The 14,942-nt window shown below is 48.7% G+C and carries 13 protein-coding genes; 9 read left to right on the top strand and 4 right to left on the bottom strand.

Annotated features, from left to right (window positions below; genetic code table 11):
• Window positions 1-39: 39 nt before the first annotated feature.
• Complete coding sequence (locus BFO_RS10490; RefSeq protein WP_014225694.1) at window positions 40-921, bottom strand: DUF3078 domain-containing protein; 882 nt, start codon at window positions 919-921, stop codon at window positions 40-42.
• Window positions 922-1,253: 332 nt separating this feature from the next.
• On the opposite strand from BFO_RS10490, the gene BFO_RS10480 reads away from it, so the two are divergent.
• The 3 genes from BFO_RS10480 to nagA all read left to right on the top strand — a co-directional run bounded on the left by BFO_RS10480 (window position 1,254) and on the right by nagA (window position 4,507).
• Window positions 1,254-1,955 carry a Crp/Fnr family transcriptional regulator gene (locus tag BFO_RS10480; protein WP_041591301.1) on the top strand — a complete coding sequence of 234 codons (702 nt, stop codon included), beginning with the start codon at window positions 1,254-1,256 and terminating at the stop codon, window positions 1,953-1,955.
• Between the two features lie 158 nt (window positions 1,956-2,113).
• Entirely contained in the window at window positions 2,114-3,298 is a 1,185-nt protein-coding gene (locus tag BFO_RS10475; RefSeq protein WP_014225691.1) for an iron-containing alcohol dehydrogenase, read from the top strand.
• Between the two features lie 30 nt (window positions 3,299-3,328).
• On the top strand, window positions 3,329-4,507 hold the full coding sequence (gene nagA / locus BFO_RS10470) for an N-acetylglucosamine-6-phosphate deacetylase (RefSeq protein ID WP_014225690.1): 1,179 nt from the start codon (window positions 3,329-3,331) through the stop codon (window positions 4,505-4,507).
• A gap of 31 nt (window positions 4,508-4,538) precedes the next feature.
• Here nagA and BFO_RS10465 read toward each other — a convergent pair whose 3' ends face one another.
• Window positions 4,539-5,150, bottom strand: coding sequence for an OmpH family outer membrane protein (locus tag BFO_RS10465; protein WP_014225689.1), 612 nt, complete (start codon window positions 5,148-5,150; stop codon window positions 4,539-4,541).
• Between the two features lie 385 nt (window positions 5,151-5,535).
• Between BFO_RS10465 and BFO_RS10455 the strand changes: the two genes are divergently transcribed.
• From BFO_RS10455 to rplT, 6 genes are all read left to right on the top strand, one after another.
• Window positions 5,536-6,993: an aminoacyl-histidine dipeptidase gene (locus BFO_RS10455; RefSeq protein ID WP_014225686.1), complete on the top strand. Its 1,458-nt coding sequence runs from the start codon at window positions 5,536-5,538 to the stop codon at window positions 6,991-6,993.
• Window positions 6,994-7,042: 49 nt separating this feature from the next.
• On the top strand, window positions 7,043-8,545 hold the full coding sequence (locus tag BFO_RS10450; protein ID WP_014225685.1) for a hypothetical protein: 1,503 nt from the start codon (window positions 7,043-7,045) through the stop codon (window positions 8,543-8,545).
• A 428-nt stretch (window positions 8,546-8,973) separates the two neighbouring features.
• A complete protein-coding gene (gene thrS / locus BFO_RS10445; RefSeq protein ID WP_014225684.1) occupies window positions 8,974-10,932 on the top strand; it encodes a threonine--tRNA ligase in 1,959 nt (652 codons plus the stop codon).
• A 46-nt stretch (window positions 10,933-10,978) separates the two neighbouring features.
• Complete coding sequence (infC, locus tag BFO_RS10440; protein WP_014225683.1) at window positions 10,979-11,593, top strand: translation initiation factor IF-3; 615 nt, start codon at window positions 10,979-10,981, stop codon at window positions 11,591-11,593.
• A 64-nt stretch (window positions 11,594-11,657) separates the two neighbouring features.
• A complete protein-coding gene (gene rpmI, locus BFO_RS10435) occupies window positions 11,658-11,855 on the top strand; it encodes a 50S ribosomal protein L35 (RefSeq protein WP_014225682.1) in 198 nt (65 codons plus the stop codon).
• A 96-nt stretch (window positions 11,856-11,951) separates the two neighbouring features.
• Window positions 11,952-12,299, top strand: a complete 348-nt coding sequence (gene rplT, locus BFO_RS10430) for a 50S ribosomal protein L20 (protein ID WP_014225681.1) — start codon at window positions 11,952-11,954, stop codon at window positions 12,297-12,299.
• Between the two features lie 215 nt (window positions 12,300-12,514).
• On the opposite strand, the gene rlmB is transcribed toward rplT, so the two are convergent.
• Together rlmB and recN are read right to left on the bottom strand one after the other, a co-directional pair.
• Window positions 12,515-13,267: a 23S rRNA (guanosine(2251)-2'-O)-methyltransferase RlmB gene (gene rlmB, locus BFO_RS10425; RefSeq protein ID WP_014225680.1), complete on the bottom strand. Its 753-nt coding sequence runs from the start codon at window positions 13,265-13,267 to the stop codon at window positions 12,515-12,517.
• A gap of 10 nt (window positions 13,268-13,277) precedes the next feature.
• Window positions 13,278-14,942: a DNA repair protein RecN gene (recN, locus tag BFO_RS10420; protein ID WP_014225679.1), complete on the bottom strand. Its 1,665-nt coding sequence runs from the start codon at window positions 14,940-14,942 to the stop codon at window positions 13,278-13,280.

The following is a 14,942-nucleotide window of genomic DNA, read 5'->3' as shown; positions in this document are numbered from 1 at the left end:
ACAAAAGGGAAGTGATCCGCTTAGACACGTAATTCTTTTTTAGAAAATATAACCGAATCCCAGACCGATGACTTCCTTGAATTGAACACGCGGGCCTTTTCGGGTACCGTCTTTGTCGACAAACTTGATATCATCGTCATACAGCAGGTACGTATTGGCCTTGAATGTAAAGTATTTGTTCAACTTCCAGTCGAGTGACAACCTCCAATCCATATCGACGTTCCCGAAGGTCCGGTAAGCCGACGTCAGCAGCAGTTCCGTACCAAACAACACATTTTCCGTAAACTTCTTCGAATACGTAGCTTTAGCCAGCGCACCGAACTCGGCAAAAACCTTTTTGCCCTGGTCTACGCCGTACGTACCTTCGTCCGAAAGACGACGGTCGGTTACAAAAGTCATCTTTTCCGACATGGGCGAAAGCAACACTTTGAAATCTTCCCTCGGGTGCGTATAGTTCACACCCACCGAGCTGATCAGATAGCCCGGAGCCATGAATTTTGAAATATATTTCGTTTCGTCTTCAACCGGATATTTACCGTATCCTTTATAAAACTGCGACTTAAAGTTCAATTCGGCTGCGTATGCCCACAACGACGAAGCTTTATATCCCAAGCGTGTAGCCAGATCAATATGGTCATCGTTCTTGATCTGATCACTTCCCTGATACGAGAGTCCGTAACCCAGATCAACCGAATTGTCCCACATCCAGGGATCTTTTTCGTAACCCAACTTCCCGGCAAACGAAGCCAGTACCGATACCGAATTATTCCCTCCGGCCGCCCAATTCGTGAACGAGGTTTGCCCGAACGTCAACGATGACGAACCGCTTTTCTTCCAATACGATGTGTCTTTCGGCACATCCTGCGCCACGACCGAAGCCGCACATGCTACGGCAACGACGACGAATAAAGTCTTTTTCATTTTTTATCTGTTTTTTCTCGGCGACAAAAATAGATACTTTTTTTCGGAAAGTCAAATACTTATGTAAAAATAACACTTCTTTACATCCGGAGAAGGACGCCGACAATCGTTTCTGCTATAAAAAAAGCTGTCTCTTCGTACATTCCATTTGCAAATATCCGTTTGCAAAGAAGAAAGCAACCGGTCAGTCGTCCGTTTTCCCACAGTATACCGGCTGTTAGAGCAAACGTTTGAGAAAAAGCCTCGCCACAAAATCTGTCGATCAAAGATTTTTTTTACATCTCGAAAATATGTTCTATTTTTGTGCTTCAAAAGTATGTTATAAAACAGCAGTGGGCAAATCGGGAAAAAAAGAATTTGATATATCGGCCAGTTTAGCAGAGGTGTGGAGGGTCTTAACCGAGCAGGAACGGGAGGTCTTGAAAGCCAATTCGACGATCCAGCATTTCAAACGCAATGAGATGATTTACTGTGAAGGCGATGAGGCGAAAGACATGATGTGCGTACTGAAAGGAAAAGTAAAAATCTCCAAACAGGGAGTGGGCGGACGTAGCCAGATTATTCGGGTAATCAAGCCGATCCAGTATTTTGCCTACCGTGCCTATTTTGCACGGGAGCCGTACCTGACCAATGCTTCGGCGTTCGAAGCTTCGACCGTATGTATCATTCCAATGACCGTTGTCGAGTCACTCATTCGCGCCAATTTCAAGCTGGCCATGTTTTTTATTCGTCAACTTTCGATTGATTTGGGAATCGCGGACGAACGAACGGTCAACCTGACACAGAAGCATATTCGCGGACGTCTGGCCGAATCCCTGCTTTTCCTCAAAGATAATTACGGACTCGAAGAAGACGGCGCAACAATCAGCATCTACCTCTCGCGCGAAGACTTGGCGAATCTCTCGAACATGACGACTTCGAATGCCATCCGTACCCTCTCGACGTTCGTAACCGAACACATCATCGCGTTGGATGGCCGCAAAATCAAAATCATCGACGAAGAACGACTGAAAAAAATCAGCCGCATGGGCTAACTGATGTCTGTTGGTCCTTGTTTCTGTAAAAAGGTTTTGACGTTTTTCAGGTCAGGGTAAGGCGATAAATTGTTGAACATTATTTTAATGGATGCTGTTTGAAATTGTCGGAACTTTTGTTTAAATTTGTCTCTCCAAAAATTAAACAAGACCGCGTCATGAAAGATTTTACTTATTATGCTCCTACCGAAGTGGTATTCGGAGCAAACTCGGAAGAGAAGGTTGCGAAACTGATCAAGCGTTACGGAGGGAACAAGGTGTTGATACATTACGGAGGAGGCAGCGCCGAGCGCTCCGGTTTGCTTGGGAAAATCCGTGATCTGCTTAACGGCGAACAGATTCCTTTCGTAGAGTTGGGCGGTGTCGTGCCTAATCCCAGACTGTCGAAAGTGTACGAAGGTATCGAGCTGGGACGCAGCGAGCGGGTCGATTTTATCCTTGCCGTGGGAGGAGGAAGTGTCATCGACTCAGCCAAGGCGATTGCCTACGGACTGGCCTACGAGGGCGATGTGTGGGACTTCTTCGAAGGTAAAGCGAAAGCGCGAGCCTGCTATCCCGTGGCAGCCGTACTGACCATCCCCGCAGCCGGAAGTGAGATGAGCAGCGGAAGCGTGATCTCGAAAGAAGAAGGGGAGCTCAAGCGGGCTTACGACAGCAACTTGGGACGTTGCCGTTTTGCCATCATGAATCCGGAGCGCACCTATACGTTGCCTCCCTATCAGACAGCCTGCGGGGCGGTAGACATCATGATGCACACGATGGAGCGCTATTTCTCTCAGGACGACGATATGACGCTTACCGATACGTTGGCCGAAGGTTTGCTGCGCGTCGTCAGGGACAGTACGTTTAAGGTGCTGAACGACCCGACGAATTATCGCTATCGCGCTCAGATCATGTGGGCCAGCAGTCTTGCGCACAACGACCTAACGGGATGCGGGACAACGCCCGATTTTGCCACGCACATGCTCGAACACGAGCTGAGCGCTCTGTTCGATGTAGCTCACGGTGCGGGGCTGGCAGCCCTTTGGGGAAGTTGGGCGCGTTACACCTACCGTGAGAACGTATCCCGTTTCGTTCGGTTTGCCGTTAATGTGATGGGAATCGACAACGACTTTACCGATCCCGAAAGTACGGCGCTGGCCGGCATCAAGGCAATGGAAGACTTCTACCGGGCTATCGGCATGCCGGTGAGCATCAGAGAATTGATCGGGCGCGAAGCCACCGACGAAGAGATCCGACTGATGGCCGATAAATGCAGTCGGAACGGCAGCGTGACGGCCGGTAACTTCAAGAAACTGAATCGCGAGGATATGGAAGCCATCTACCGCATGGCCAACCAATAAACCGTCATGCACTTCAGCAACAAAATACCCATGAATATTCGGATTACTCACATCGATATTTATACCGAACAGGAAATCATCCGCGACGGAAGTCTGCTGCTGTCCGACGGCGTTATTGCATCGGTCTGCCGTACTTCTGAAGAGACAGCAGACGCAACAAGGGTCATCAACGGAACCGGGCTTTCAGTGGTCCCCGGCTACATCGACGCGCATTGCCACGGCGGAGGCGGGTACGATTGCAATCAGGGAACGGAAGAAGCCCTCGTGAAGATGCGTACATTTTACGGCAGACACGGAGTGACCACCCTCTACCCGACATTGGCAGCCGATCTGTTGCCCGCGCTTGAACAAGGGTTGCAAGCCGTCCGTTCGGTCATGCGGCAGAACCAAGCGGGAGAGACGGAGATCGCAGGCTGTCATCTCGAAGGGCCTTTCCTGAACAAGGTCTACAAAGGAAGTCAGGCCGAAGACGCTATTCTCCCCATGACAGACGATCATCTGCGGTTTTACGAAACTTACAGCGACGTCATCCGGCGCACTACCATTGCGCCCGAAGTCGGGCATAACCTCGATTATTTTCCGGCGTTGCGGGCGATGAACATCCAACTGTCGGTAGGGCATAGCTGTGCGGAATACAACGAAGTGCTGGCGGCGATCGAAGCCGGAGCGACGAGTGTGACGCATCTCTACAACGCCATGTCGCAGACGAAGAAAACGGGATCCTTCCGCATCGGCGGTGTCGTTGAGGCGGCATTGACGCAAGACGCGCTGTATGCCGAAATCATCTGCGACGGCTATCACTTGCCCAACGAACTGATTCAGATTGCCTATCGCTGCAAAGGGGTGGGCAGACTTTCGGTCTGTTCCGATGCCAGCAGAGCGGCCGGCGTCGTAACGCACGGCGACACGATTCATTCGTGCGGAGAGACGTATGTGGTCGAAAACGGCGTTGTCATGAACAGTACACGCACCTCATTAGCCTCATCGATCACTCCGGTCGACAAGATGGTTCGTCATCTCATCTTCAACGTCGGACTTCCCGCCATCGATGTTGTCAGGATGACGAGCGGCACGACTGCCAAAATGATGGGAATTTTCGACCGCAAAGGCTCCATTGCTGTCGGCAAAGACGCCGATATCAACATCGTCGATGCGCAGTTTAACGTCGTAAAAACCTTCTGTAAAGGAGTGCCGGTAGGTGGAGAGTAGGTTTTCCGATTTTGTCTTCGGGCCTCTTTCTTTACTTTGCGCCCGAATACCGTTTGTTCAGGTATTCCACAATTTCGTTGGTAATATTGTAAGCATCGTCTGCCAGAAAGATCGGGCTACCGGCCGTATTACTGAAAATAATCTGGTAGCCCTTGCCCTGATTATATTGTTTCAGATAATGGACTACCGTGTCGCGCAGTTGCTCATTCATAGCTTGGGTCTGCTCCATCAACTCTTGTGTCAGTCGGCTGTCAAGTTCCTGCAATTCCTGTTGCTTTTTCATCAGACGTTGCTGTTCCTGCTCTGCCCGTTCGCGCGTAGCAAAAGCTCCGTTCTGCAATTTGTACTGAAATTCTTCGGCTTCCGATTGCAGACTACGCGCTTTCTGTGTGTAGTTGGCACGTGCATTCTCCTGTTTTTTCAGGATTTGCTCGTTCAGATCGATGGAAAAATTGTACTTCAGCAATAATGAATCTACATTAATATATGCCACCGGAAATCCGGCAATCTGTTCGCCCGACTCGGCCGTCGCACTCCTCATGGCGGGAGTATTGCTCTTTTTTCCGGAGAAATACATTACAAACAGGATAATCACAGCAATTGCGAGAATCCCTTGAATCACATAGTTTACATTATTCTTCATATATCAGCCAAAATTTAGTTTATATTCATTTCTTTCATGCGCTCTGCAAGGTTTTTATGGTGTAGAGCTTGCCGGTCTTGTGTTTTCGCACAACATATTCCCTGCTTGCGCAAAGCAGGGCTGCTGTCGATGTGTGTATTCGGAAAATGTCCGTCCTTTTTTATAATGACCCTTATACAGAGCAGAACGAGACAAATAGTCAAAATAATAATTGCTGTTCCTATTGTTAGCGTGATAAACATTTTTCTTATCTTTGTGGACGCAAAGATACAAGTTTCGCCAAATAGAACATTCCTTTTTGCGAATAATTCTGTCTTTTTTCTGTTTGATGCTCGTATCTTTAATAATATCAACGGTTTAATACAATGTATAAAGAATTAAAAACATGAAGACAATTTTAGATTTACAACCTGCCATTGTGTGGAAGTATTTTTACGAAATTACTCAAGTGCCTCGCCCATCGAAGAAGGAGGGGAAAATCATTCGGTATCTGGAAAACTTTGCCGACCAACACCATCTCCCGCTCAAGAAAGACGCCGTCGGAAATATCCTGATCTCAAAGGCTGCTACGCCCGGATATGAACAGCTGCCGACGGTTGTGCTACAGTCGCACATGGACATGGTTTGTGAAAAAAACAACGACGTTGTGCATGATTTTGATAATGACCCGATAGAAACGGTGGTCGACGGAGAATGGTTACGTGCGAAAGGGACGACGTTGGGGGCCGACAACGGAATCGGCATGGCGGCCGAATTAGCGTTATTAGCTTCGGACAATATCGAGCATGGCCCAATCGAATGCCTGTTTACGGTTGACGAAGAGACTGGCCTGACAGGAGCTGCAGCGTTAGCCGAAGGCTTTATGACCGGAAGAATCCTGCTCAACCTCGACAGCGAAGACGAAGGGCAGCTCTTTATGGGATGTGCCGGCGGTAAAGGAACGGTAGCGACATTTACGTACGAACCGGCATCTGTACCGGCTTCGTTACAGTATTTTAAGATTGTTGTTACGGGGCTGAACGGCGGGCATTCGGGAGGTGATATTCACAAACAACTCGGGAATGCCAACAAACTCATGGCGCGTTTCCTTTATACATTGAACAAGAAATTTGACTTTGTGCTTGCTGCTGTCGAAGGAGGGAACCTGCATAATGCGATTGCTCGTGAGGCTTATGCCGTTATCGGGCTGAAAGGGGAAGACCGCGAGCAGGTGCGTGTTTTATTGAACCGTTTTCAGGCTGATGTGGAGAACGAACTCAAACACGTCGACCCGAATGTGCGCATGACCATGGAGACGGTCGAAGCCCCAAAGACATGTATGCCGAAAGAAATGGCTACGCGATTGATTCGTTCGTTGCTGGCTTGTCCGCACGGAGTGATGGGGATGAGCCAGGATATCGAAGGATTGGTGGAAACATCGACTAACTTGGCATCGGTAAAAATGCCGGAGAATGGCAAGATCGTCGTAGGCACAAGCCAGCGCAGCTCGCTCGAGTCGGCAAAAAATGCCGTGGCTGATCAGGTGGCTGCCGTATTCCTGCTGGCCGATGCCGAAGTACAGCATGGAGAAGGGTATCCTGGATGGGCGCCGAACCCGAAGTCGGAAATTTTGAAGGTGGCGCAGGAAACGTATCGCAAACTGTTCGGCAAGGATGCACAGATTATGGCCATTCACGCCGGATTGGAGTGCGGATTGTTCCTCGAAAAGTATCCCTATCTGGATATGATCTCTTTCGGCCCGACACTGCGCGATGTACACTCGCCTACCGAGCGGATCGAGATCGCCACAGTCGATTTGTGGTGGAAACATTTACTTGAGGTGTTGAAAAACATTCCGGCATAAAATATTCCGCGCAAAAAGGCGTTCTATTACGGTAGAATGCTAAGAAACAGTGGAGAAAAAAATTATCATTTTTTGTTTGTTTATCGGGTTGTTTATCAACCTGACAGTCGGCTGTGAAGGGGTGGACGATTATTCGACCAACCCCGACCTCCGACTTGATTTTTCGACCGATACGCTTTCGTTCGATACCGTATTTACCACGATCGGTTCGGCCACGAAACACTTCAAGGTCTATAACCCACACAACGAAAATCTGCGTATTGAGTCGGTGACGCTTGCTAATCCCGGAAAGAGCGGATTCCGTATCAATGTAGACGGACGAAAAGGCAGCTCGTTTCGCGACATCGACATCTGGAAGCGAGACAGCCTCTACATACTTGTCGAGGTGACGGTTGATCCGAACAACTCCGACCAACCGATGATTGTCGAAGATTCCATACTGTTTTATACGAACGGGATCAGGCAATCCGTACTCCTGCAGGCTTGCGGGCAGGATGTACATCTGCTTAAAGGTGGGGTGACGTACACCGAGAATACGACGCTCACAGCCGATCGCCCATATCTTATCTACGATAGCTTGGTCGTTGCCGAAGGGGTGACAGCCACATTGCAGCCAGGTGTCACACTGTATTTCCATAAACATGCCAGCCTCATCGTCTTGGGTAACATCAAAGCCAAAGGAACGCTTGAGAAGCCCATTGTTTTTCGCGGCGACCGCTTAGACAGTATCTATGCCAATGTCACATTGGCCTACGACCGCATACCCGGACAATGGGATGGTATTTATTTCGGGGCATCAAGCTTTGATAACGAGTTTGAACAAGTGATTGTGAAAAATACGACTTCCGGGTTGTTTTTCCACGAATCGACACCGGATAACCTGAAAATCCGCATCCACAACTCACAGATCACGAACAGTCAAGGCAGCTTGCTGACAGCCGTTAACTGTCGCATCGAAGCGTCGAACAGTGAATTTACGAACGCGGCCGAGAACACGGTCTGTCTCATTGGCGGTTTCTACCAGTTCACGCATTGCACGATAGCGAACTACATGAAGCTGGCGCCACGTAAACGGGTGGCAGCGCTGGTACTTTCCGATACGGCGAAAATTAATAATCGATCGGTGCATCTTCCGATACGGCAGGCCGCTTTCGACAACTGCATCGTCGACGGAAGCCTGCATGACGATACGACGAAACTTTACCGGGGCGAAATCGCATTTTTCACGAAAGAAAACCGTCCCGAAGGCGGAGATGGATTCAACTATCGTTTCAACGCATGCCTTATCCAGACGAAAAAAATAACGGATAACTCGCGTTTCGTTCAGTGTATCTTCAATCGGAAACCAACATATATCCGGACTGGCGGCGAGGATCATGCCTATGCGTTTGACTTTCGGCTGGCGAATCAATCCGTCGGAATCAGCGGAGCTGACCGGACCATAACGGCTCTGTATCCGACCGACCGCCATGGAGTTGACCGTTTGAATAACCATACCGGCCCTTCAATCGGCGCTTACGAATACGTCTACCAAAAAGAAAAGGAGAATTGATTCACGAAACAGATTCATATTCTTTTGTGTAGGATTCTAACCGAGCGAATCATTTTTAGATGGATATACGGACATTCATTTATTGAATACTTACTTTATGTAATGTTCATATACAGCCGGAAGTTTATGTGCATACGGATGTGCATGAAATCCGTACTAAAATCGATCACGCTTTATGAAGCATCGTGTATCCACAATCCAAGACATAGATGAAGCCACGGTTTAGCGTATGAAAATTGAAGTAATTAGTGGATATTTTAAGTTGGTGTTGGCTTAAGGCGTGTGCAATAAAAGACTTGCTTCTTGCCAATAAAGAAAGATATACGGTAAAATCGGGCATAAAAGAATTTTTTTGAAGGAAGGAAATTAAAGATTCTGCAAAAAATAGTTACCTTTGTGCCCTAATTTCAGATTCTCAGTAAAAAACAATGATAAAAATTACATTTCCGGATCAGTCTGTCAAGGAATTTGCAGAAGGTACGACTCCGATGGAGATTGCAAAAAATATCAGCCCTCGTTTGGCACAGGAAGTATTGGCAGCCAAAGTAAACGGAGAAGTGTGGGATTTAACGCGTCCGCTTATGCACGACACGGCGATACAGCTTTTGAAGTGGGATGATGAAGACGGTAAGCATGCTTACTGGCATTCGAGCGCTCACCTGATGGCCGAGGCTCTACAACAACTCTATCCGAACGTTAAGTTTGGCATCGGGCCGGCTATCGAAAACGGATTTTATTACGATGTTGATTTGGGAGACAACGTTATCACCGATAGCGATTTTGCGAAGATCGAGGCCAAAATGATGGAGCTGGCCGGCAAAGGAGAAGCGATTCAGCGGACAAGCATCTCGAAGGCAGACGCTATGAAAATGTTCGGCGATCGCGGAGAAGTCTACAAGACGGAGCTTATCAGTGAGCTGGAAGACGGACAGATATCGACCTATACACAAGGTACGTTTACTGATTTGTGTCGGGGGCCGCACCTGCCTAATACATCGTATATCAAGGCTGTTAAAATAACAAGTGTCGCCGGCGCGTATTGGCGTGGCGACGAAAAACGGAAGCAACTCGTGCGTCTCTACGGGATCACGTTCCCCAAGAAAAAGATGCTCGACGAATATCTAACGATGATGGAAGAGGCGAAGAAGCGCGACCATCGTAAAATAGGACGTGAGTTGGAATTGTTTGCTTTCTCGTCTGCTGTCGGTTCGGGTTTGCCGTTGTGGTTGCCGCGTGGTACCCAGTTACGCCTCAGGCTCGAAGATTTCTTGAAACGCATCCAGAAAAAGTATGGATATCAGCAGGTCATGACCCCGCATATCGGAGGTAAATTATTATATGTAACTTCTGGACATTATGCCAAATATGGCAAAGACTCGTTTCAACCTATCCACACGCCGCAGGAAGGTGAAGAATTTTTGCTGAAACCGATGAATTGTCCGCATCATTGCGAAATTTATAAAATCACTCAGCATTCTTACAAAGACCTGCCGTTACGTTTGGCAGAATTTGGTACGGTTTATCGTTACGAACAGAGCGGTGAATTGCACGGTCTGACAAGGGTGCGCGGATTCACGCAGGATGATGCCCATATCTTCTGTCGCCCGGATCAGTTGAAGGATGAGTTTTTGAAAGTAATGGATATCATTTTTATTATTTTCAAAGCGCTCGACTTCGAGAATTTCGAAGCACAGATTTCGCTGCGTGATCCGAAGAATAGAGAAAAATATATCGGTTCGGACGAGCATTGGGAAAAAGCCGAACGCGCCATTATCGAGGCTTGCGAAGAAAAAGGACTGCCGGCGAAAGTGGAACTGGGAGAGGCCGCTTTTTATGGTCCGAAGCTCGACTTTATGGTAAAAGATGCCATCGGTCGCCGCTGGCAGTTAGGTACCATACAGGTAGATTATAACTTACCCGAGCGTTTCGAACTGGAATATACGGGCGACGACAATCAGAAGCACCGTCCGGTTATGATTCACCGTGCTCCTTTCGGATCGATCGAACGCTTTGTGGCTGTCTTGATTGAGCATACGGGAGGTAAATTCCCGTTGTGGCTGACACCCGATCAGGCGGTGGTACTGCCTATCGGAGAGCGCTTTAATGACTATGCACATCAGGTTGCCAGAGAATTGGAACAGCACGATATCCGTGTGCTCGTAGACGACCGTAATGAAAAGATCGGTCGGAAAATCCGTGACAATGAGCTGAAACGAATCCCTTACATGCTGATTGTTGGTGAGAAAGAACAAGAAAATAACGAAATATCGATAAGAAAACAAGGAGAAGGCGATCAGGGTACGATGAAAATTGCTACCTTTGCCGCGCAAATCACTGCCGAAGTAGGCGATATGATGAACCGGTGGGAGAAAGAACAAAGAAATTGATACGATAGAAAAGGAGGATTTTTATTATTTGGACAATCAAAAGAAGATGAAAAACGACAGACTGAAGGAGCAATACCGGATTAATGAACGTATTCGGGTGCCCGAAGTTCGCTTAGTCGGTGATAATGTAACTCAAGGGGTATATCCTATCGAGAGGGCTTTACAGATCGCCGAAGCCCAAGAGATGGATTTAGTAGAGATTTCACCGAATGCCGATCCTCCGGTATGTAGAATCACCAATTATCAGAAGTTTCTCTATCAACAAAAGAAGCGACAGAAAGAACAGAAGGCAAAATCGGTGAGAGTTGTCGTGAAAGAGATTCGGTTTGGGCCGCAAACAGACGACCACGATTACAATTTCAAGTTGCGTCACGCCAAAGAGTTTTTGGGAGAAGGAGCCAAAGTGAAAGCTTATGTGTTTTTCAAGGGACGCTCCATTCTTTTCAAGGAACAGGGTGAAGTGCTTCTGTTACGGTTTGCCAACGATTTGGAGGAATACGGAAAATTAGAGCAGATGCCGGTGCTGGAAGGAAAGCGTATGACGATCATGCTCAGCCCGAAGAAGAGCAGTAGCTCGGCTAAGCAGGCCTCAACCAAGGCGACAGGAACTACGCCTCCGTCAAAACCTGCCGAAATGGCCTCCAAAGAGCAATCCGTTTGAAAAAAGTAAGATAAACTTGTATTTACATATTTATATTAACAACTTAACAATTTAAAAAAGAGTTATGCCAAAGATGAAGACTAATTCCGGTGCCAAAAAGAGGTTCGCCCTTACCGGAACAGGGAAAATCAAAAGAAAACATGCTTTTAAGAGTCATATTCTGACGAAGAAGACGAAAAAGCAAAAACGAAACCTGACCGCGACCGGTTTGGTAGACAGTGCGAATGTACGTAGTGTGAAGGAAATGCTTTGCATGAAATAAATCAGGAGCAAGAGATTATTCATTATTTTATTAACCGAATGTTTAGCTCCCAAGATCATCTGAAAAGGTGGCGCTGACATTCAAAAATTCAAAATTATGCCAAGATCAGTAAATCATGTTGCTTCAAGAGCAAAAAGAAAACGGATTCTGAAACTTACGAGAGGGTATTATGGAGCTCGTAAAAACGTATGGACAGTTGCTAAAAATACGTGGGAGAAAGGGTTGACCTATGCTTTCCGTGATCGTCGTAACAAGAAACGTAATTTCCGCGCATTGTGGATACAGCGTATCAATGCTGCCGCACGTCTGGAAGGACTGTCGTATTCTCGCCTGATGGGAGGATTGCGCGAAGCCGGAATCGAAATCAACCGGAAGGTGCTGGCCGACTTGGCCGTGAATCATCCCGAAGCATTTAAGGCTGTGGTCAATAAAGTCACCAAATAACATGTGACATTACTCTTAGTCTATTTTGTAATAAGAAGAGGGTGTATCAAAACGTAATGTTTTTATACACCCTTTTTGGTTTAATTGGTATGTTGTATTGCCTAATGAGGTTTCACGGACTTGTCATATAGATTTTTTTACGAAGTGCAATGCAAGGAAAAATGCTTGCCGTGATAAGTCAGTCAAAATCATAGCATTCAAAGCACGTATTGTACCTATGAAGAAGCGTCGTGCAGGCCTTGTTGTCGGAGTGCTTCAAAGAGTATCACTCCCGTAGCGACTGACACGTTGAGCGAGGCGATGGATCCGACCTGCGGGATCCGGATCATCTCATCACAAATGCGCAGGTTCGTTGCCGAAACCCCCGTATCTTCGGCGCCCATGACAAAGGCCACCGGTCCGTCGTACATCACCTCGGTATAACTTGCCGAGGCCTTTTCGGTAGCGGCAAACACCTTCACCCCACTGTCTTTCAAAAAACGGATGGCTTGATGAATAGTGCGCTCCTTGCATACGGGCAACACGTTGAGCGCCCCGGCCGAAGTCTTCATCGCATCGGCCGTGACCGAAACGCTCCCTTCCGACGGGATGACCAGCGCATCGACCCCGGCACACTCGCACGTGCGGGCTATCGCCCCGAAATTGCGCACGTCCGTCACTCCGTCGAGCAACACGATGAACGGGTCTCGCCCCTGCTCAAACACAAAAGGGATGAGGTCTTCGAGCCGGTGATACGTCACGGCCGAGACAAACGCGATTACCCCCTGATGGTTCTTCCGTGTGATGCGGTTCAACCGCTCCACCGGCACACGTTGCACCGGCACCATCTGCCCTTTGAGCAGCTCGCCCAGCTCGCGGATCAAGTCGCCTTGCAAGTCCTTTTTCACCATGATCTTGTCTACCTCGCGGCCGGCCTGTATCGCCTCCATCACGGCACGAATGCCGAATATCATGTCTTTATCGCTCATCTTTTCCGGTTTATTTTTCTTTTTGCAACAACGCCTTCGCATTCGCCACGGCGGCGTCGGTCAGCGACGCTCCGCTGAGCATCCGCGCCACTTCGTTGACACGTTCTCCGGTCGTCAGCAGACGAATACGTGTCAATGTCCGTTCGGCCGTATCTTCCTTATAAACGAAATAGTGCGCCCGTCCTTTGGCCGCGATCTGCGGCAGGTGCGTAATCGTAATCACCTGCATCTTTTGCCCGAGGTCTTGCATGATATCAGCCATTTTGTCGGCGATCTCGCCCGATATGCCCGTATCGATCTCGTCGAAGATGATGGCCGGCAACGCGGCAAAACCGGCAATCATGGCTTTGATGCACAACATCAGGCGGGAGATTTCACCGCCCGAAGCCGTCTGCGCTACCGGTTTGAGTGCTTCGTTCTTATTGGCCGAGAAGAGGAAGCAGACCTCGTCCATCCCGTCGGCCGACGGTTTTTCTTTGGGCCAAAGTTCGATCCTGAAGCGAGTATTGGGAATGCCCAGCAGTACCATCCGGTCGACAAGCTGCTGCTCTATCTCGGTAGCCGCCTCATGGCGGCGAGCCGTCAACGCGCCGGCCTGTACCATCAACGCTTCGTAAATCGTTTCGCGCTGCTTCGTAAGCGTCTCCATCTGTTCATCGAACAAATCGATGGCCGAGAGCTGGGTCGTCAACTGCTGCTGTATCGCAAGCAGCTCTTCGACCGACGGTACACGGTGTTTCTGCTGCAATGAATAAATCGTGTTAAGCCGCTCGTTGACCCACTCCAAACGGTTCGGATCGAACTCCACGTCTTCCTTCAGCACATCCGTCTCCGACGCCAGATCGGCCATATCCGTCCATGCCGAACGCAAGCGATCTGCAAAATCTTTCGCCTTCGGGAAATACGCCTCTAACGCCTCGACGTCATGAAGCGCCTCTTTCAGCTGCTGCACCACGCCCCTCTCCTCTCCGATCAGATTGTCGGTGACTTTATACAACGCCGACTTAATTTCTTCCGTATGCGAGAGCGTTTCCAGCTCAGCCTCCAACTCTTCCTGCTCGCCGGCCGTCAACTGTGCCGCCCGTAATTCTTCGACCTGAAAACGCAGATAATCCTCGTCCTGCCGGCTTTTGGCCGCCAACGCTTCCAGCTCCTCCAACTGCCGCACGACGGATTGATAACGGTCATACTCGCGCCGGTAAGCCACCAGCAAAGACTCCGTTTTGGCCATGATATCGACGACGTTCATCTGAAACTGCGTATCGGCCAGCAAGAGATTCTGATGCTGCGAATGCACATCGATCAGCCGGTCGCCCAAAGCCTTGACCACCGAGAGCGGGGCCGGCGTATCGTTGATGAATGCGCGTGACTTGCCGCTGCTCATTAGTTCGCGCCGCAAAATGCAATTCTTTGCATCGTATTCCAAGTCATGCGACAGAAAAAAGTCTTCGAGCTGATAAGCCGAGACATCAAACACGGCCTCAACCACACATTTATCGGCGCCGGACTGAATACTTTTCGAATCGGCACGTTGCCCCAGCACAAGGCCCAATGCTCCGAGGATAATCGACTTTCCGGCTCCCGTTTCACCGGTCACGACCGAAAAGCCCTCGTCAAAGCGGATATGGAGTTCGTCTATCAAGACGAAGTTTCGTATAAAAAGCGATTGAAGCAT

It is taken from the genome of Tannerella forsythia 92A2 (genome assembly GCF_000238215.1).
Classification (GTDB): Bacteria; Bacteroidota; Bacteroidia; order Bacteroidales; family Tannerellaceae; genus Tannerella; species Tannerella forsythia.
Note: the sequence above shows the minus strand (reverse complement) of the source record. Positions and strands in the feature narration are given on the sequence as shown.